Raw genomic sequence first — 20,712 nt, 5'->3', positions numbered from 1 at the left:
TTTATTAACAATAAACTGATATATAGATAATTATGCGATAATGATTTGATAATACTAAAATGTGTTATTTGCAAGTAACTAAAACAGGCTAAATTGAAAATAAAAAGAAAAATAGAAATTTCGGTTATTTCTGATGTGCATTTAGGTACTTATGGCTGTCAAGCTAAATATTTGTTAACCTATTTAAACAGTATTGATCCAAAAAAACTTGTACTAAATGGTGATATTATTGATATCTGGCAATTTAGTAAACGTTACTTCCCTAGACCACACCTTAAGGTTATAAAAAAAATAATGACCATGGCATCAAACGGTGTTGAAGTTATTTATATTACAGGAAATCATGATGAAATGCTTAGAAAATTTAGCAACACTACCATTGGCAACATATCCATTGTTGACAAAGCTGTTTTAGAATTAGATGGAAAAAAAGCATGGTTTTTTCATGGTGATGTTTTTGATATATCGATTCAGAATGCAAAATGGTTAGCAAAACTTGGTGGTTACGGTTACAATTTACTAACCTTACTTAATAAAATGGTAAATTGGTATTTAGAAAAACGAGGTAAGGAGCGTTATTCGATTTCTAAAAAAGTTAAAAATGGTGTAAAAGGTGCTGTAAAATATATAAACGATTTTGAAAAGGTAATTTCTGAACTTGCTATTGAGAACGAATATGATTATGTGATATGCGGACATATACATCAACCAAAAATGGAATATTTCGAGAATAAAAACGGCGCTACTACCTATTTAAATTCTGGTGATTGGGTTGAGAATTTTACCGCTCTTGAATATCAATTTAAACGTTGGAAAATCTATAATTTTAATGAAGATAAACTGAGACCTTTTGTTGTTATTGACAAAGAAGATGAAGATCAAAAAATAAAAGACCTTATTGCAGCAATTACTATTGTAAAACAAAGTAAGAAAAAGAAAAAAGCTAAATCTTAAAACTAAACAAGCGCATCTTTTAAAATAGTAACTGGATGTTTTGCAATACGTTGTGTGCCATCCTTTATTTGATGCCTGCAACTTGTTCCGTTTGCAGCAATTAATATATCGTTTGAAGCCTTTCTAATAGCCGGAAATAAAGTTTGTTCCCCTATTTGCATACTCACCTCATAATGTTCTTTTTCATAACCAAAACTGCCTGCCATTCCGCAACAGCCACTTGGTATAATCGTTACCTTATAATTTTTCGGCAAATTTAAAACCGCAAAACTTGATAGTTGGTTACTCATAGCCTTTTGATGACAATGCCCATGAAACTTAATAGTTTTAGCTTCTAAAGTGAATTGCTCTGGTTTTATGTGTCCTAATTCTATTTCTTGTTTAATAAATTCTTCTATTAAAAAGGTGTGTTTTGATATCGCTTCCGCGGAAATTTTATCGTCTGCTAATTTTAAATACTCGTCTTTAAATGTTAAAATCGCAGATGGTTCAAGTCCTATTAATGGCGTATCTTCTGAAATTTTATCTTTAAAAATGGATGTATTTTTATTCGCTGAATCTTTGGCTTGTTTAAGTAATCCTTTTGACAAAAATGAACGACCAGATTCGGCATTATCAATCAACTTAACATCATAATTTAATGCGTTTAAAAGTTGAATAGCATCAAGCCCTATGGACGTGTCTAAATGGTTTGTAAATTCATCATTAAACAAATAAACAGTTTTATTTATTTTATTGTTAACTAATTTATTATCAAATGATTGAAATTGCTTATACAAACTTTTATTTGATATTAATGGCAAGCTTCTTTCTTTTGCAATTCCGAATGATTTTTTCAATAATGCAGATGTAAATCCGTTCGAAAACACAAAATTTATAAGTCTAGGCACCTTACTTCCAATCTGATTGAATTTGTTGTTATAAGCAAATAATTTGGTTCGTAAAGACACCCCGTTTTCTTTTTGATATTGATACTGAAATTCTGCTTTTAAACTTGCCACATCCACACTACTTGGGCATTCACTAGCACAAGCTTTACAGCTTAAACATAAATCGAAAACGTCCTTTAATGCTGCGTGATTAAACTTATTTGACTTCTCTGAGTTGGTTAAAAATTCCCGTAACGCATTTGCTCTAGCTCGCGTGGTATCTTTTTCGTTTCTAGTGGCGCGGTAACTTGGACACATAGTACCACCAAATTCAGGCAGTTTTCTGCAATCCCCAGAACCATTGCATTTTTCAGCTTCTCTTAAAATACCTTGTGATTTAGAAAAATCTAAAAACGTTTCTATTTGAGGTTCTGCTCTGTCCATTTTATACCGTAACCCCTTATCCATAGGTAAAGCATCAACTATTTTTCCCGGATTAAATATATTATCCGTATCAAAAGTCGCTTTAATTTTTTTTAATATCTGATAATTTTCATCGCCAATCATTAATGGAATAAATTCAGAGCGTACCAAACCATCACCATGTTCACCACTCATAGAACCCTTATATGATTTTACTAAATGTGCAACATCTGTAGTTATTTTTCTAAATAAATCAACATCTTCCCCGTTCTTTAAATTTAAAATGGGACGTAAATGAATTTCTCCAGCTCCAGCATGTGCATAATAGATAGCATCTTGCTTATAATTTTTCATAAGCTGAGTAAACTCAGAAATATAGTTTGCTAAATCTGGTAAAGCCACAGCAGTATCTTCTATGCAGGCTACACCTTTTTTATCACCAATAATATTTCCTAAAAGACCTAAACCTGCACTACGTAATTCTAAGGCTTTATTAATAGTATTACCAACAAGTTTTGGAAATGCATAACTTAAACCCGATGTTTTAATCGTTTTTAAAAGATTTTCGGCTAATAAATTAACGTCATCTAGAGAGTCTGCTTTAACTTCACACATCAAAATAGCTTTCGGGTCGCCTACTATAAATTGTCTGTTTTCTTGTTGCGTTTTATTATGTTTTGTACAATCTAAAATGGTTTTATCCATCATTTCGCAGGTGTACAAATTGTGTTGCATCAATGGCTCTACGGCTTTCATGCAATTTTCAATACTCTCAAAATGCGCTGCTACCATAATAGATTCTTGCGGTGGCAACTTATCCAACTCTAAAGTAATTTGTGTTGTAAATGCCAAAGTTCCTTCACTTCCTGAAAGCAACTTACACATATTAAAATTTTCTTTTACTCCTGTAAATACGTCGTTAGCAATTAATTCATCAATCGCATACCCTGTGTTTCTTCTATGTATTTCTGGCTTTGGAAAATGTTCAATAATTTGTTTTTGAACAGATTCAGATTTTAGTTCCTCATAAATCGTTTTATAAATACGTCCTTCTAATGTATCTTCTTTTAATTTATCATGAAATTCATTTTTAGTAATTTCTCCAAAAGTGACTTGACTTCCATCACTCAAAACAACATCTAATTCTAAAACCTTGTTTCTTGTTACGCCATATTGAATCGATGTTGTTCCAGAGGAGTTATTACCAACCATGCCTCCTATCATACATCGGTTTGATGTTGATGTGTTAGGTCCAAAAAACAACCCAAAAGGTTTTAAATAATTATTTAATGCATCTCTAACAACACCGGGTTGCACAGTAACGGTTTGTGCTTTTTCATTTAACTCAATAATTTTTGTGAAATATTTTGAAACATCAACCAAAATACCATCTCCAACACATTGTCCAGCTAATGAGGTCCCTGCTGTTCTTGGAATTAAAGATGTTTTATTGGCTCTTGCAAAGTTGATGAGTTGCTTTAAATCTTCTGTATTTTTTGGGTATGACACTGCCAACGGCAGTTTTCTATAAACTGAAGCGTCTGTGGCATATATAGATTTTATTAAATCATCGAAATATAATTCACCTTCTAATTTTCCCCTTAACTCCTTTAAATTTGGACTTAACACCATCTAGTAACAAATAAGTTTATAAAACTATTAAGAAGTTAAATATAAATACATTTTTGGCGTTATTTTTGCAAAAGGTAATGAATATTTAAAAATGGTCTTTTTTACAGGAAAGGACGTATATAAAAACATCAAACTAAAAACTTTATTTATGAAAAAATTATTTTTATTATCAGTTGCAGTATTCGTTTTTGCATTTACATCAAATGCCCAGGATATTTCGGAAAATGCGATTGGTTTAAGGCTAGGAGATAGTGATGGCCTTGGTGCCGAAATATCTTATCAACGCGCCTTGGGCGACAACAACCGTTTAGAATTAGATTTAGGATGGAGAAACGGAAGTAATTACGATGGCTTTAAACTTGCTGGATTATATCAATGGGTTTGGAATTTAGAAGGTGATTTTAACTGGTATGCTGGTGCTGGTGGCGGTATTGGCTCTTTTAGTTTTAACAATTCGCAAGGTGGAAAGGATGTTACCGATACGTTTATTTTTGTTGCTGGAGATGTAGGTATTGAATACAGTTTTGATATCCCATTACTTTTATCATTAGATTTTAGACCAGAAATTGGTTTTGGTGATGATCTTTACAACAACAATGATTTAGATTTTGATATTGCTTTAAGTATTCGTTATCAGTTCTAAATATCTTGAAACATAAAAATTTAAAGCACCTTTATTGGTGTTTTTTTTGTTTTCAATATTTGACTTTGTCAGAAAAAAATACAACTTCGTTTAACAATCTATAAATTTCATTGAAACGGAAACTTATCTTTGCATAAACGAACATTTCCAAAAAAAACTACAACACCAAACACTTAGCTAAAGTATCTTCATAAATAGCTTCATATTTTGGAACAATAGCATGTATATCAAATTTTAAAGCTTCGTTTCGGGCATTGTTTTTAAAAGTTTTTAAACGCGTTTCGTCGCTTAAAATATGTAAAGCATTTTTAGTCATATGGTCTACATCGCCAACGTTACTTAAAAATCCCGATTTACCATGAATATTAACTTCTGGTAAACCCCCTGTATTACTTGAAATAACAGGAACGCCTGAGGCCATAGCTTCCAGAGCTGCTAAACCAAAGCTTTCCGTTTGAGATGGCAGTAAAAACAAATCACTAAAACATAATATTTTATCAATTTCATTACTTCTTCCAAAGAAAACAACCTTATTTAAAATGCCTAATTCTTGACAACGTAATTCTACTTTTTCTTTTTCAGGACCTTCACCTATAAACATTAATTTTGAAGGTATTTCTTTTTGAATGTTATAGAATACACTAATAACATCTTGAACGCGCTTTACAGGTCTTAAATTACTAATGTGCGTGATTATTTTCTCATCATCATTTGCCATCATTGCACGTTGGCAATCGGTAAATTCATGATTATATTTTTCTAAATCTATAAAGTTTGGAACGACACTGATATCATTTTTAATATCGAATAAACGCAAGGTTTCGTCTTTCAAGCTTTGAGATACAGTTGTTACCGCATCCGATTTATTAATACTAAAGGTTACTGCAGGTTTATAAAATGGATGGCTACCAACAAGGGTTATATCTGTGCCATGTAAAGTAGTTACAATAGGTAGATAAATACCTTCTTCTTGCAACATTTTTTTTGCCATATAACCTGCATAAGCATGCGGAATGGCGTAATGTACATGTAAGATCTCTATACCATGTAACTTAACCATATCTACCAACTTACTAGATAACGCCAATTCATAAGGTTGATAATGAAACAAGGGGTATTCTGGCACGTTTACCTCGTGGTAGTGCACATTATTACTTATTAACTCTAACCGCACTGGCTGATTGTATGTAATAAAATGTATTTCATGCCCGCGTTTAGACAATTCTAAACCTAATTCTGTAGCTACCACACCACTACCTCCAAAAGTTGGATAACAAACAATACCTATCTTCATAAAATATATTCTAAATTTTCAGAGTAAAGAAAATAGAAACAAGAAAAAAGACTTGTTATATCAAGTTCTATTTTTAAATAATCTCTTTTCTCTCCTCCCTTATCTCTTATCTACTATCTTTTTTATTCTTCTATCGCTTCGTAAATTAAGCGTTGTATTTCTGTTCTAATATTTTCTCTTAACAATAAATTTTTTCCCGCATGCGGATAGGTTCTATTAGCTAAAAATACATAAACAATATCTTCTTCAGGATCTGCCCATGCATACGTTCCTGTAAAACCAGAATGCCCAAAACTTGTCATCGATATACAACCACATGTTGGTCCTTCCTCATCTAATTGCGGTTTATCAAAGCCTATACCTCTTCGGTTATTATCATCACAGTAATAACAGGTGTTAAACTTATCAACAGTTTCAGCTTTTAAATACCTTTTACCACCATAAAAGCCTTTTTGCAAGTACATCTGCATAATTTTTGCCACATCGTTTGCGTTACTAAAAACACCAGCATGACCACCTACTCCATTTTGCATGGCGGCTCCCATGTCGTGCACATAACCGTGTACTTTTTGGTAGCGATAATAATCATCAATCTCAGTTGGAACTATCTTTTTACTACTTATTTTATAGTATGGATTATACAAGGTATAATTTGCACCTAGCGATTCATAAAAATGGGATTGTGCCAATTCGTCAAGAGTTCTGTCGTAATGTTGTTCAATAAATTTCTTTAAAATGTAATAAGGGAAATCGCTGTAGCGGTATCTCTGACGTTCTAGCAACTCGGAATTCCGTATAATTTCTGGTATAGAATCTTGATAATCAGATCTTAAAAATAAATTTCCTGACACTTCAATATTAAATTTATCACTTCTTTCATATCTATAATATTTTCTACTTGGTCGTTTTGTTATAGTATCTAAAGTATGATAATAAAACGGTTCCCATGGTCTTAAACGGGCATAATGAGACAACATACTTTTTAGAGTAATATGTGATTTATTTGAACTTTTATACTCTGGTAAAATGGTTGATAATTTTGTGTTTAAAGATACGATACCTTGTTCTTCAAGTTCCATTAATAGTGGTAGTGTTGATAAAATCTTAGTTAATGATGCGACATCGTAAATATGATCAAAACCGACTTTTTCCTTTCCTTTGTAGGTGTGCTTCCCAAAATTCTTATTATAAATGACTTTTCCTTTTCTAGCCACTAATAACTGTATACCTGGTGTCATCTTTCCATCAACAGCATACTGCGCTACTGAATCTAATTTTTTCAGTTTTTCGGAACTCATCCCAACACGCTCTGGTATGGTATATCCTAAACGTTTGAGTTCATTGTTTTGAATCCCATCACCAACTTTAAAATAAGTTCCTACGGAAACAGGCAAACTTCCTTTTGAGGGAATGGCTCCAAAAATAAGTTGGGCAGATTTACGTTGAGCAATTTCACTGTTTTGATAGCTAACCACTATACTCTCAATATTATCTATAGATTTTAAACTTGACAGTGCATAAGGTTTTACAAAAGCATCTAAAATAACCGTATGTGATTGTGCAATTTCATCTAGCCATACTAACTCTTTATTAGTGAATTTATAACCCTCCCAAGGGTCGTCATTTGAACGATGAAAACCAATAACAACGGTATTGTAAGATTTAAGCTTACTCATTAATGTAAACAGGTTATCTGATGCTATTAGATGGACTTTAGCATATTTTTTTAATTCATCAAGAAATGCAGAACCTGAATCATCTCCTAACTTTACATAAGCAATACTTTTAGTTTCTAACCGTCTTAGCGGTAATACCTCTTTTTCGTTTTTTACAATCGTTATAGCATTTTCAAGTAATTCCTCATATAACACATCATCTTTTAATCTATTTAAATCCTTTGATAAATTATAAAGCCCAATCGGTTCATAGTTATTTAATCCAACTTTATATTTTGCTTGAAGAATTTTTTTAACGGAATGTGCTAATCGCGCTTCGGTAATTGCACCACTATTATAAGCCGCAATAATTTTTGCAACGCCTTTTCCAACATCTTCAGACATCAGCATAACATCATTCCCTGCTTTAAATGCGGCCAAATCAATCGCACCAGTTTCGCTAAAATCTGCTACTCCTTTCATGGTTAATGCGTCTGTAAAAATAAGTCCTTTAAACCCTAATCGTTCTTTTAAAATATCAGTAACAATATGTTTTGATAATGATGAGGGATAGCCCTCACGAGCTTCTAAACTGGGTACATTTAAATGGGCTACCATAACACTGGAAAGTCCTTCTGTAATCAGTTTTTTATAGGGATATAATTCTACTGAATCAATACGTTTTTCATTAAAACTTATTGTTGGTAAGGTTTTATGCGAATCTTGATCTGTATCGCCATGACCTGGAAAATGTTTAGCGTTAGCTAAAACACCAGCGTCTTGCATGCCTTTCATAAATGCTAAAGCTTTTTCAGTAACATTATCTCTGTCTTCCCCAAAAGACCTATTCCCTATTATTGGGTTTTTTGGATTTGTATTGATATCTACTACTGGTGCAAAATTAAAATGCACCCCCAATCGCTTACAATGCTCTCCTATGTGCCTTCCTGTTTGCTCAACTAATGTATTGTCTTTAATAGCTCCAAGTGTCATATTCCAAGGAAATGCGTAGGTACCCTCTAAACGCATACTTAGTCCCCATTCTGCATCCATCCCAATAAGCAAGGGCAATCTAGAAAATGATTGTAGCTCATTATTTAACTTGGCTTGTATTAAAGGTCCTCCATTAGAATATATAATACCACCTATGTGATGATCTTTTATAATTTTTACAACCGTATTTTTAGTAGCTTGATCTTGATTAGACATGACTTGTATCATATATAACTGCCCCACTTTTTCAGCTAAAGACATTGAAGTATATATACTATCTACCCATTTTTTTTGAGCTTCAGAATCTTGTGTTAATAATGGATTTTTTGCGGATTGACCGACTATAGGTAATACAAATAATAAAATAATTAGTGTAATATAGATTTGACGCATAAAAGATTAATTAAGGGGAATTACTAGTTATAACATTAAATACTAATAATCATGCCAAATTAATACTTTTAATAAGAAGATAAAAAGACTTTAAGATAGATTTATAAAGAAGTTTGTGAACAGTTTTAATCCATTACAAATTTAAAACCTGCTCAGATTTTATTGGCACTTACATCTGTATTTCAGCTATAGCAATTGTATTTTAAATTGATATTTTTCAAACCAACTTCCATAAATGTCATTTGGTGAATATAACGGTATAACTTACACCAAAACTATATTGACTAGTATTGAATTTGTTTGTAGAAAGGTTCTGTTCATAACGGTGTAAAATAATCAGCAGCAGTTTGAATATAATATCTGTATAAAGAATACAATGTAAATTTATCTGAAACTTTTATTTGATTCATAAAAAATATTTATACAATTCATTATAAATATAAATAAAAACATATAAGGTAAATGAATTAATTTTACCAGTGAAAAAGAAATGATTTTTGGTACTATGAAATTTAAATTAAACAGTTTACAGATTAATTGGAATAGTAACCAAAACTCAAAAATTAATAAATAAAAAAATTATGAAAAATTTAATCTATTCAGTAGGCCTTTTATTAATAACCACTAGTTGCGCTGTTGTAAGACCAGGTGAGGCGGGTGTAAAACAAACTTTAGGAAAATTTTCTAAAAATATTTCAACGCAGGGAACCATATTATATAATCCTCTTACGAGTCGGGTTATAAAGGAATCAACACAGACCAACAACATTAAACTTCTATTAAGTTTACCTACCAAAGAAGGTTTAAGTGTTAGGTCCGAAATATCCATATTGTACCGATTAGAGCAAGAAAAAATTCCTTCTATCCTAGAAAATTTAGGTCAAGGCTATGAGTCTATAATTACAAGTGTATTTAGATCTGCTTCATCTGATGTATGTGCACAATTCTATGCTAAGGATATGCATTCTGGTATGCGAGCGAAAATAGAAGAAAAAATTAAAGAGAAAATGTTAATAAATCTGGAAAAGCAAGCAGATGGTATTGAACTTATAGCCGTATTGATGAAAAGTATTCAATTGCCAACAGGTCTAGCAAGTTCTATAGAGCAAAAACTACAAGCTGAGCAAGATGCTATGCGAATGGAATTCATCATTCAACAAGCAAAATTAGAAGCTGAAAGAAAAATAATTGAAGCAAAAGCAGAGCGCGATGCACAAATGATAGTTGCTGAGGGATTAACCCCTGAAATTATTAAATTAAGAAGTATAGAAGCTTTCAATAAACTTTCTCAGTCTCCAAATAGCAAAGTTATTATTACTGACGGAAAAGCTCCGTTATTAATAGATGAATAATACTTAGAGCAAATAACTTAAAATAGACAAACCTATAATAAAGCCCAAATTTATATTTATAAATTTGGGCTTTGCTTTAATATCAGATTTAAATAACCAGTCTTAAATCTTAAAAATAATTCATCTAAAATCAGACATTCCATAGCAGACAAAAAAAGCAATAATCTATTTTATAAACCGACTGTGCCAGCTTTCGCTTGCAGGAACTTCCCAGTTTTCATTAAACTCAGCAATATTATTTACTAGATTATTGAATACAATGGTATTTTTAGAAACAGCCTTGTCTTTTGCCATTTTTCTAAAATCGGAAAGTGATTTATAGGCAACATATTCTCCTTGCTTGTAGGATACATTCATTTTATCCATTAAATCAACATTGTAATCTTTCTCTAGTTGTTGGATAAAATGTACAGATGCATCTATCGAGCAACCTGTGGCTTTATTCAAATCTTGATTTAATCCTAAGATTAAAAAACGTTTGTATTTGATAGTATAACTGGCTTGTAAGTCGCTACCATGAGCCGTCCAGTTTTCAATAAATATATCAAGTTTAGATTTAATCTCTTGAAGTTCGTCTTCTGAAAACGAACGATTAGCCTGGTGTATCCAAACTCTAGATTCTTCGGGTAATGTATTAAAGTCTACTAACATGAATTGATTTAAAAATTACGATTAACGATTTTTGATTTTTGAAAAACAAATTATGAGTCTTTATTGTTTGATTTGTAATGATATCTAAATGTGTAAGCCATAGCCCCACCAAAAAATATGAAACCTAATAAAAACTTAAATATAGAAAATGGTTCTTGGTCAAAATAGTCAAAAGCAGACATCCAAATAGCAAAAAATAATCCACTGATGACTCCTGTTTTTAAAATATTTTTATCGCTTCTTTTAACTTTCACTAAAACTTTATGATATGGTTTTTAATCAAACTTTGAACTGCATAATAGATTGCTACCTTTGCAGAAATGATAATAAATTATAAATCTTGGGCATTAGCTATTAATTCTGCAACATCCATAACTTGAACATCACTTTCTTTTTCTTTAGCTTTTACACCATCAGTCATCATGGTATTACAGAATGGACATCCTGCTGCTATAATTTCTGGTTTAATATCTAGCGCTTGTTCTGTACGTTCTATGTTAACTTCTTTATCTCCTTTTTCGGCATCTTTAAACATTTGTGCACCTCCTGCCCCACAACATAAACCATTACGTTTACAGTTTTTCATTTCGATTAATTCTGCTTCTAACTTCTGAATTAGTTCTCTTGGTGCTTCATAAACATTATTAGCACGACCTAAATAACAAGGGTCGTGAAATGTGATGCGCTTGCCTTTATATTTGCCACCTTCAATGGTTAGTCGGCCTTCGTCAAGTAATGATTTTAAAAACGAAGTATGATGCATAACCTCATAATTTCCACCTAACTCTGGATATTCATTTTTTATGGTATTGAAACAATGTGGGCACGCCGTTACTATTTTTTTTACTTCGTATGCATTTAGCACCTCTATATTGGTTACAGCTTGCATTTGAAATAGAAATTCATTTCCGGCTCGTTTTGCAGGATCGCCTGTGCAGCTTTCTTCGGTACCTAAAACGGCAAATTCCACATTAGCTTTGTTTAATAGTTTAACAAAGGCTTTGGTTATTTTTTTTGCTCTATCATCAAAACTTCCAGCACAACCTACCCAAAATAAAACTTCGGGTTGTTTTCCTTGAGCCATAAATTCGGCCATTGTTGGTACTTTTAGTAATTCGCTCATTTTTTATAATATTTAAGACCTCTAAGGTTTTAAAAACCTTGCAGGAAGATCAATTTATGTTGTGTTTTGCGTTAGGGATTGAGGCATTGTTGGAGCTCCTCGAAGAGAGCGACTGCCGAAAGCCCGACCCTTTTCGGGTAACGCCCAAATTATTTATTTATTCGTTTTTCCAGTTTAAACGGTCCATTTGATTATAGGGCCAAGGTGCTCCGTTGTTTTCAATATTGGTCATCATATTATTTAATTCTACTGGTGCAGCAGACTGCTCCATAACTAAATAACGGCGCATTTCTATAATGATTGAAAGTGGGTCTATACTAACAGGGCAAGCTTCTACACAGGCATTACATGAAGTGCACGCCCAAAGCTCTTCTTTGGTTATATAGTTGTCTAGCAATTGTTTACCATCGTCTTTATACTCGCCATTATTGGCGTCTATATTTTTACCAACTTCCTCTAAACGGTCGCGGGTATCCATCATTATTTTTCGTGGCGAAAGTTTTTTACCGGTTTGGTTTGCTGGACATTCGCTAGTACATCGACCACATTCTGTACAGGTATAGGCGTTTAAAAGTTGAACCCAATTTAAATCTTGTACATCGCTGGCTCCAAACTTAGCAGGAACTTCATCTTCAGCGCCTTCTGCTGGTGCTGCAAATGGATCGCTATTTGGATCCATCATCATTTTAACTTCTTTGGTTACTGATTCCAAATTATTAAACTGCCCTTGGGGTTTTAAATTCCCAAAATAGGTGTTTGGAAAGGCTAATAGTATGTGTAAATGTTTTGAAAAGTATAGGTAATTTAAAAATATTAATATGCCTGTAATGTGAATCCACCATGCACCTCTTTCGATAATATGTATTGTGCCTTCTGATAATCCTGAAAACCAAGGGGCAATATATTGACTGATTATATTTCCAGAATTCATGGTCTGAAAATCTAAATCTGTTGCGTTCATAACCAAGAACAGGGTCATTAATACAATTTCAAAATAGAGGATTAAATTACCATCCATTTTAGGCCAACGTGTCATTTCACTTTTCCAGAAGCGTGCTAATTTTATAACATTTCTACGCATCCAGAAAACAATAACCGTTATTAAAACTAGTACGGCTAAAACCTCGAAAGTGCCAATTAAAAAGCCGTAAACGGATTGTGGTAATACTTTTAAACCAATTCTATGCGTGCCAAACAAACCATCAATTATAATTTCAAGAACTTCTATATTTATAATAATGAAACCAACATAAACAACAACGTGTAATAACCCTGAAATTGGACGACGCACCATTTTACTTTGACCCAAAGCTATCATAGCCATGTTTTTCCAGCGTTGTGATTTGTTATCAGTAACATCTTTATCATGACCAAGTTTAATATTGCGGATAAGTTTTTTTACGTTTTTAGCAAAAAAACCAATACCTAAAATAAGTATGGTTGCAAAAAGTATGTTAGGAAGGTAATTCATATTATAACGGATTAATCTTTACTTTTAATTTCGTTCCCATCTGCATCATATTGTTTCGGTCTTTTTCCGAATAAAGAAAAATGCACATAACGTTTGGGGTTTAATTTCATATCTTCTAACAACTGCTCTAATTGAAGACTTGCACCTTCTAGATTGTTATAAAGACCTTCGTCTTTTAAAAGTTTTCCAATAGAACCTTCGCCATTTTTAATACTACTACTTATACTATTAAAATTTTGAATGGTGGTTTCTAATCTTTTTATAGTTTGCTCTAAATTGGCATTAGCAAGCTGATTTGTAGTTTTTGATAAGTTTGAAGAAATATTATCAACATTAGCTAAAGTGCTATTCAACTTTTCTTCATTTTTAGCCATTAAGTTATTTAACGAATTAGAGGTGTTTTTAAAATTCTGGATAACATCGTTTAAACCAGCAACACTTTGTCTTAAACTTACTTTTGTTTTTTCATCAAAAACATCATTGATATTAGTTAGTAAAGAATCTGCATCAACCATCATGACTTCTATTTTTTCTTGCAATGGCGTTAAACGTTGATTGACTAAAGCTGTCAACCCTGGTTTAACTGTACCTTCTAAAAAATCATCTCTTTGGGTGTTTTCTGCACCATCAAAAGCAGGCAAAATGGCAATAGCTTTTCCTCCTATTAACCCAGTTTCGTATAATTCGGCTTTACTATTTTTTGAAAATTTAAAATTACTATCAACCGACAGCTCAACCTGCAATACTCCAGAACCATCACCTTTAAAATCAATACTGATGACCTTACCAACATTAAGACCATTAATAGTTACTGGCGTAGAAGGTACTAAACCTTCTACATTGCTATAAGTTGTGTATAGTGTAAGTGAAGAACTAAGTAGATTTTGTCCTTTAAGGTAATTGAAACCAAAAATAAAAAGGATAATACCTAATAATACTAATATGCCTGTTTTAACTTCTTTTGATATCTTCAAACTGTATTTCTTTAGATAAACAAATTTAATATAAATTTAAGAAGAAGCCTTCTAATTAGCAGTGTAAAATAATACTTTACAAAAAAATCATGAATTGGCCTTGTTTAGTTAGTTATTGCTTTTAAAGCATCTATTAAAGCTATCTTTTTCCCATCTTTAAATGCCACTACAAAACTAGAGCTATACCCTTTTCTTTTAGCTTCTTGTTCTAATGTTTTTATCTTATCATAATCAAAAGTGCTTCCATAAAAGTATTTATATAAACTGCCTTCTTTTAATCTTGAAATAGCATTTAAACCTTTAAAGTTATATGGCTTAGTTTCTAGTACTTTAGAACTTGCTGCTATTTGAACTTTAAAGGTGATATTTTCCGAAGAATCATTCGTTTGCGATTCTCTATTATCAACAGTATCATAATCACTAACATTATTTTCTAAGCTGCCTTTGTATTGTAAAATAGCATCTTTTATAGCTGTAGCCATTTGCTGTTGGCCTTTTTTAGAATTTAAGTAAGCACCTTCTCTTTTATTTGTTAAAAACCCAAGTTCAACCAAAACACTTGGCATTACTGTTTGATGTAAAACGATAAAACCTGCTTGTTTTACTTTTCTGTTTTTACGTTGTAATTTACTGGTAAAGTTTTTTTGAATTAATGATGCTAACTGTATGCTTTGATCTAAGTATTCTTCTTGACTTAAAAGAATACTCATAACAGATTCAGGAGAATTTGGATCAAAACCAGCATAATTCTTCTCATAATCGTCCTCCATAAAAATTACTGAGTTTTCCTTTTTTGCAACTTCAAAATTGGTTTGGTTTCTATGGGTTCCTAAAACAAAAGTTCCAGCTCCATAAGCTTGAGAGGTATGAGAATCACAATGAATAGAAACAAATAAATCTGCCTTAGCTTTATTGGCTATTTTTCCTCTTACAAATAAATCTATAAAAACATCTTTCTTACGGGTGTATACAACTTCAATATTTGGATTTTTCTCTAAAGCTGCTCCAACTTGCAGAGCAACCTCTAATGCTATATTTTTCTCTCTGTAACCATTACCCATGTTTCCCGGATCTTTTCCTCCATGTCCAGCATCCAATACAACTACAAATTTATTTGAAGATGACTGGTTTTTAGCAGAAATAAAAGAAGAAAACGTTATTACGACTATAAAAGATACGAAAAGTAAAATATGGTTCGTTTTCATGTGAAAGGTACTATTATTTTAATCGTTTTAAAATTTTTTAATTAATACAAGAACACTATTTTCTAAATAAACAAATAGTTAGTTAATACGATTTTAACGATCAAAAAACACGGTTTATTTTAATTTGAAACTTTTAATAGAATATTAAATCAATCCCAAAAAAATATATGTAATTTTGACTTTTCAAAAACCGAGCCATACTTTTACAAAAATACATTTAAAAGCGTTGCGTACAAACAACTTTAAAATACTTTTTGCATTAAGTTTTACAGTGTTTATTAACACGTTAAGCTTTTCCCAAGATATTCCAAATAAAGGGAAAACCATTGGCAGAAGCGCTAACGATAGCTTGGTTACAAAAATAGAAAAACTACCTATTATCCCATCTCCAGAAAAAGTTCAAGATTCTATTGTTCAAGATTCTATTGTTCAAGATTCAATAAAACCTAAAAAAGATCTTTTAGAAAATATAGTTAAATATTACGCAAAAGATTACACGCGATTTAGCAACAAAAAACAAAAACTGTATTTATACAATGAGGCTAAGATTGATTATGGTGATATGAAAATTGAATCTGGAAGCATTATTATTGACTATAACAGTAACAGGGTATATGCAAAAGGGATTACTGATACCGTAAATGGGTATACTCAAAAACCTGTTTTTACTCAAGGTAATAATGTTGTTGAACCAGACTCTATTATCTTTAATACAAAATCGAAAAAAGCCCTCATCTACAATTCTAAAACAGAACAAGGTGAAGGGACTGTAATATCTGAAACCACTAAAAAGGAGAACGATTCTGTATATTTTATTAAAAACGCTAAATACACGACTGCAGAAAACCTGGAAGACCCAGAGTATTACATTAAATTAAGACAAGCGAAAATTGTACCTGGTAAAAAAATTGTTACAGGGTTGGCTAATCTTTTTATTTATGATGTTCCAACCCCTCTAGGTTTACCGTTTGGTTTTTTTCCACAAAGTGAAAAACATACTTCTGGCGTTATTATACCATCGTTTGGAGAACAAAACAATCGTGGTTATTTTTTACAAAACGGAGGATATTATTTTGCTATTAGCGATTATATAGACTTGGCTATTTTAGGTGATTATTTTACCAACGGAAGTTATGGTACGCGTTTAGAAAGCACCTATTCTAAACGTTATAGATTTAGAGGTAACGTTGGTTTTAGATATGAAAGCTTGATTAATAGTGAACTTGGTTTTCCTGATTATTCAAAAAGCACAATTTATAACCTTAGATGGTCTCACAGTCAAGATTCAAAAGCTAATCCAAGCTCTCGTTTTTCTGCCTCTGTAAACTTAGGAAGTAGTACTTATTTTAGGCAATCTGTTAATCAGGTAAACACCGGAGCATTTTTAAATAATACTTTAGCATCTTCGGTTTCCTATTCAAAATCTTTTCAGGGGGAACCGCAAGTTAATTATAGCGTAACGGCTACACACTCGCAAAACACAAATACTGAAAGTATAAACATGACGCTTCCAACCTTTCAAGGAAGTATAAGTAGAATGTATCCTTTTGCTGCTAAAACAGGTTCAAAAAAGGGAATTATTCAAAATATCAACTTTCAATATAACTTGAGGGCAGAAAACAGGATACAAACAACAGATTCTTTATTCTTTAAAAAAGAAATGTTTGATGATGCTAAAGCAGGTTTTCAACACACCATTCCGCTAACAACCAATTTTAAATTATTTAAATATTTTAGTGCCAGTGCAAGTACTAATCTAAATGAAGTTTGGACGTTTAAAACTATTGAAAGACGTTTTGATACCACTACGAATGAGACCATCACTGAAGATATAAATGGCTTTGACTCTTTTAGAACATATAATTTTAGTACAAGTATTGGTACAACGATTTATGGGATGTTTAATTTTGAAAAAGAAGGAGAAAACAAAAAAATTAAGGCTATTCGGCATATAATAAGACCATCGATAAGTTATAATATTAACCCTGCTTTTGACCAATATTATAATACTTATGAAGGTGATGAAATTATTGATGCTGATGGCACAACAACAAGGGAGCTTATAGAATATAGTCCGTTTGAAGGAGGTATTTTTGGCTCGCCAAGTAAAACGTTTTCTAGCTCTATGGGCATATCTGTTTCTAATAATCTTGAAGCCAAAGTAAGAGATAGAGATAGCACTGCAACTGAGCCAAAAAAGATTATTCTACTAAACAACTTAAACTTTTCAACATCTTATAATTTTGCAGGCGATTCTTTAAAATGGAGCCCAATTAGAATGAGTGGTGGCACACAACTTTTTAAAAATAAAATGAGTGTTAATTTTAACGCCACTTTAGATCCTTATGCTTTAGATAATAACAATAATAGAATTGATAAGTTTAATATTGACAATGGAGGAAGCCTATTTAGATTAACTAGTGCTAGTATGAATGCAAGTTGGTCTTTATCTAGCAAAAATGGGGATAGTAAGGATAAAGACAAAAATATAGAGGAAAACTTACGTAGTGGCGGAAGAGCAGACGATTTATTTGGTGTTTCAGAAGATTTTGCAAATCAACAACGAAATACCAATGAAGCTGAAGAAGATGAAACCCCTAGTGAATTTTATAATTTTAAAATACCTTGGAATTTAAGGGTTGCTTATGCTGTAAATTATTCTAATTCTAGACGGCAAAGTGAAATATCCTCTCACTCCCTAATGTTTTCAGGAGATATGGAATTATCCACCAAATGGTCTATAGGTGCATCATCAGGTTACGATTTAAAAAATGCAGGATTTACATTTACACAACTGCGTTTTGAGCGGGATTTGTTAAGTTGGCGTATGAATTTCACTTGGGTACCTTTTAGTAACCGAAGTTCTTGGAATTTCTTTATTGGTATAAAATCAAGTATCTTAAAAGACCTTAAATACGAGCAACGTAGACAACCAGATATACAATTATAAAAATTAAGTAATCTCGCTTAAATATAAATTTAATTTAGAGCGTTTCGCTTTATTTATTATTCTTTATATTTATAAAAGTGAATTCTCAATCCTAAGCTTTCTCGGAAATAAAATAACTAAAGACATTATTATGAAAACGGTAATAATTACAAAAAAAGCTCCAGCACCAATAGGACCTTATAATCAAGCCATCTTAACGGGTAACACATTATATACCTCTGGGCAAATTGCTACTAACCCCGAAACAAATACACTCGTTTTAGATCATATAGAAGCTGAAACAAAACAAGTGATGCAAAACTTAAAAGCCGTTTTAGAAGCTGCAAGTATGACTTTTGATCATGTTATAAAATCATCTATTTTCATAAGTAATATGGATGATTTTGCTTTAATTAATGACATATACGGCAGCTACTTTGATGATGCCAATGCGCCTGCAAGAGAGACCGTGCAAGTAGCCAGATTACCCAAAAATGTTAATGTTGAAATTAGTATGATTGCAGTAAAATAAATGTTGAATTGTTGTGTTCTGAGTATTACTGCCAAATAAACTCTAAGCTGAAGTCTTTGTTTTTGAAAATTTTACTAGTAGATTTTTTAGTTTTTTAACCTCAATTGGTTTTGCTAAAAAATCATCAATGCCTGCATGTTTTGCTTTTTCAATATCTTTTTCAAAAGCACTTGCTGAAACTCCTATTATTGGTGTTTTATTAACTAAATATTTATCCGTTTCCTTTATAAATTTTGTGGCTTCATAACCATCCATATTTGGCATATAGATATCCATAAAAACCATATCAAAATCTAATATTTTATATAAATCAACAGCTTCTAAACCATTTTTCGCAAAAGTACAATCGGCTCCTTGACGCTCTAAAAGAAACTTAATTACCTTTTGATTCATCCTATTATCTTCAGCTACTAAAACATTAAATTTATCAGATAAAATGGGCTTTTCTATTTCTTGAACAGCCTTTAAATTAAAAGTTTTCTTTAGTTGTAAGCTAAAATAAAACGTAGAGCCCTCATTTTCTTTGCTTTCTAACTTGAGTTCACCACCCATAAACTCAACTAACTTCTGAGAAATGGAAATCCCCATACCACCACCACGGTAGTCTTTCAAAATAGAATTGCTGTAAACACCATCCGGAATATTAAAAACCTGCTTAACTTCTTCGGGTTTCATGCCTACTCCTGTATCCTTTATGTAAAAGGTTATTATTTGATCATTATCTATGCCTACAGATTGGTCAACAATAATTGATATTTTTCCTGCGTTGGTGAATTTTATAGCATTATTAACCAAATTAATTAATACTTGTTGAATTTTAGCAGTATCCCCAATAACTAAAAAATTATCCTTTTCTTCTGATAAAAATTTATATTCAAACTCTAAACTTTTTTCCCAAGCTTGATATTCTAAAACCTTAAAAAGTTTAGATAAATCCGTTTTTAAATCAATACTTTTTAAATTTAATTCTAAATTCCCCTTATTAGCTTCTGCGTTATAGGTAATCATATTAACCAATTGCAATAAGTGTTTTGAAGAGTACTCAGCAATTTCAACCTGAGCTGTTTGGTCACCATTTAATGCTGTTTGTTTTAGCATATTTAACATGCCCAAAACCGTATTTAATGGCGTACGAATTTCGTAGCTCATATTAGATAAATATATAGATTTGTGACTAGCCAACTCTTCAGCAGAATCTAAACTTTCTTTTAATTCATCAACTCTTAGCCTCAAATTAGCTTTAATAACATCATTTCTTAGTTGATTTCTTAAAAAAAACTGTAATACAAAAACCTGAACAATAGCTAATATAAATAAGAAAGCAGCTGCACTTTTGGTATATATTTTTTTATCTAAAAAAGCATAACCGATAATCAATATAACAGCAATAGATATAAAAATAAAAAAGGATAGTTTCTTTTTCATTTTTATATGTTTTATAGATTTAGGTAAACCCCTCATAAACTTGTTGCTTTTAACAAACTTATCCATAATTAAATGAATTAACAAAACTATTATGTTAGGAATACTTCTTCTTTAAGTCAAAACATTTTAGTAACCATCATAAATAGAAAAACTATAGACGCAAGCCTGAATAAAACATATGTTTTTTCAGCCTC

15 protein-coding genes are annotated in these 20,712 nt (G+C 31.7%); 5 read left to right on the top strand and 10 right to left on the bottom strand.

From position 1 onward, the window contains the following. Positions 1 to 93 precede the first annotated feature (93 nt). A complete protein-coding gene (locus P8K68_RS13750) occupies positions 94 to 954 on the top strand; it encodes a UDP-2,3-diacylglucosamine diphosphatase (protein WP_300252130.1) in 861 nt (286 codons plus the stop codon). A 2-nt stretch (positions 955 to 956) separates the two neighbouring features. On the opposite strand, the gene P8K68_RS13745 is transcribed toward P8K68_RS13750, so the two are convergent. Beyond that, the gene (locus tag P8K68_RS13745; RefSeq protein WP_300252129.1) at positions 957 to 3,878 is read right to left on the bottom strand and encodes an FAD-binding and (Fe-S)-binding domain-containing protein; all 2,922 of its coding nucleotides are present in this window, start codon (positions 3,876 to 3,878) and stop codon (positions 957 to 959) included. Between the two features lie 148 nt (positions 3,879 to 4,026). On the opposite strand from P8K68_RS13745, the gene P8K68_RS13740 reads away from it, so the two are divergent. Continuing rightward, a complete protein-coding gene (locus tag P8K68_RS13740) occupies positions 4,027 to 4,521 on the top strand; it encodes a hypothetical protein (RefSeq protein WP_300252123.1) in 495 nt (164 codons plus the stop codon). Between the two features lie 157 nt (positions 4,522 to 4,678). Here the strand turns inward: P8K68_RS13740 and bshA are convergent, their stop codons facing one another. Together bshA and P8K68_RS13730 are read right to left on the bottom strand one after the other, a co-directional pair. After that, a complete protein-coding gene (gene bshA, locus P8K68_RS13735; protein ID WP_300252120.1) occupies positions 4,679 to 5,815 on the bottom strand; it encodes an N-acetyl-alpha-D-glucosaminyl L-malate synthase BshA in 1,137 nt (378 codons plus the stop codon). A 122-nt stretch (positions 5,816 to 5,937) separates the two neighbouring features. Further along, positions 5,938 to 8,856: a glycoside hydrolase family 3 N-terminal domain-containing protein gene (locus P8K68_RS13730; RefSeq protein ID WP_300252117.1), complete on the bottom strand. Its 2,919-nt coding sequence runs from the start codon at positions 8,854 to 8,856 to the stop codon at positions 5,938 to 5,940. A 581-nt stretch (positions 8,857 to 9,437) separates the two neighbouring features. On the opposite strand from P8K68_RS13730, the gene P8K68_RS13725 reads away from it, so the two are divergent. After that, positions 9,438 to 10,208, top strand: a complete 771-nt coding sequence (locus P8K68_RS13725) for a prohibitin family protein (RefSeq protein WP_300252114.1) — start codon at positions 9,438 to 9,440, stop codon at positions 10,206 to 10,208. Positions 10,209 to 10,373: 165 nt separating this feature from the next. On the opposite strand, the gene P8K68_RS13720 is transcribed toward P8K68_RS13725, so the two are convergent. The 6 genes from P8K68_RS13720 to P8K68_RS13695 form a co-directional block, all read right to left on the bottom strand. Further along, a complete protein-coding gene (locus P8K68_RS13720; protein WP_300252111.1) occupies positions 10,374 to 10,859 on the bottom strand; it encodes an ABC transporter ATPase in 486 nt (161 codons plus the stop codon). A gap of 50 nt (positions 10,860 to 10,909) precedes the next feature. Further along, entirely contained in the window at positions 10,910 to 11,113 is a 204-nt protein-coding gene (locus P8K68_RS13715; protein WP_300252108.1) for a hypothetical protein, read from the bottom strand. A 77-nt stretch (positions 11,114 to 11,190) separates the two neighbouring features. Beyond that, on the bottom strand, positions 11,191 to 11,982 hold the full coding sequence (locus P8K68_RS13710; RefSeq protein ID WP_300252105.1) for a (Fe-S)-binding protein: 792 nt from the start codon (positions 11,980 to 11,982) through the stop codon (positions 11,191 to 11,193). A 157-nt stretch (positions 11,983 to 12,139) separates the two neighbouring features. Further along, positions 12,140 to 13,453, bottom strand: a complete 1,314-nt coding sequence (locus P8K68_RS13705; protein WP_300252102.1) for a (Fe-S)-binding protein — start codon at positions 13,451 to 13,453, stop codon at positions 12,140 to 12,142. An 11-nt stretch (positions 13,454 to 13,464) separates the two neighbouring features. Continuing rightward, entirely contained in the window at positions 13,465 to 14,427 is a 963-nt protein-coding gene (locus tag P8K68_RS13700) for an MlaD family protein (RefSeq protein ID WP_300252099.1), read from the bottom strand. A gap of 104 nt (positions 14,428 to 14,531) precedes the next feature. Further along, positions 14,532 to 15,632, bottom strand: coding sequence for an N-acetylmuramoyl-L-alanine amidase (locus P8K68_RS13695; RefSeq protein WP_300252096.1), 1,101 nt, complete (start codon positions 15,630 to 15,632; stop codon positions 14,532 to 14,534). 175 nt (positions 15,633 to 15,807) lie between these two features. Between P8K68_RS13695 and P8K68_RS13690 the strand changes: the two genes are divergently transcribed. After that, a complete protein-coding gene (locus tag P8K68_RS13690) occupies positions 15,808 to 18,582 on the top strand; it encodes a putative LPS assembly protein LptD (RefSeq protein WP_300252093.1) in 2,775 nt (924 codons plus the stop codon). A 130-nt stretch (positions 18,583 to 18,712) separates the two neighbouring features. Continuing rightward, positions 18,713 to 19,093: a RidA family protein gene (locus tag P8K68_RS13685; RefSeq protein WP_300252090.1), complete on the top strand. Its 381-nt coding sequence runs from the start codon at positions 18,713 to 18,715 to the stop codon at positions 19,091 to 19,093. A 42-nt stretch (positions 19,094 to 19,135) separates the two neighbouring features. Here P8K68_RS13685 and P8K68_RS13680 read toward each other — a convergent pair whose 3' ends face one another. After that, the gene (locus P8K68_RS13680) at positions 19,136 to 20,518 is read right to left on the bottom strand and encodes a response regulator (protein WP_300252087.1); all 1,383 of its coding nucleotides are present in this window, start codon (positions 20,516 to 20,518) and stop codon (positions 19,136 to 19,138) included. Positions 20,519 to 20,712 lie beyond the last annotated feature (194 nt).

This window comes from Algibacter sp. (assembly GCF_029245835.1).
Lineage (GTDB): Bacteria > Bacteroidota > Bacteroidia > Flavobacteriales > Flavobacteriaceae > Algibacter_B.
Note: the sequence above shows the minus strand (reverse complement) of the source record. Positions and strands in the feature narration are given on the sequence as shown.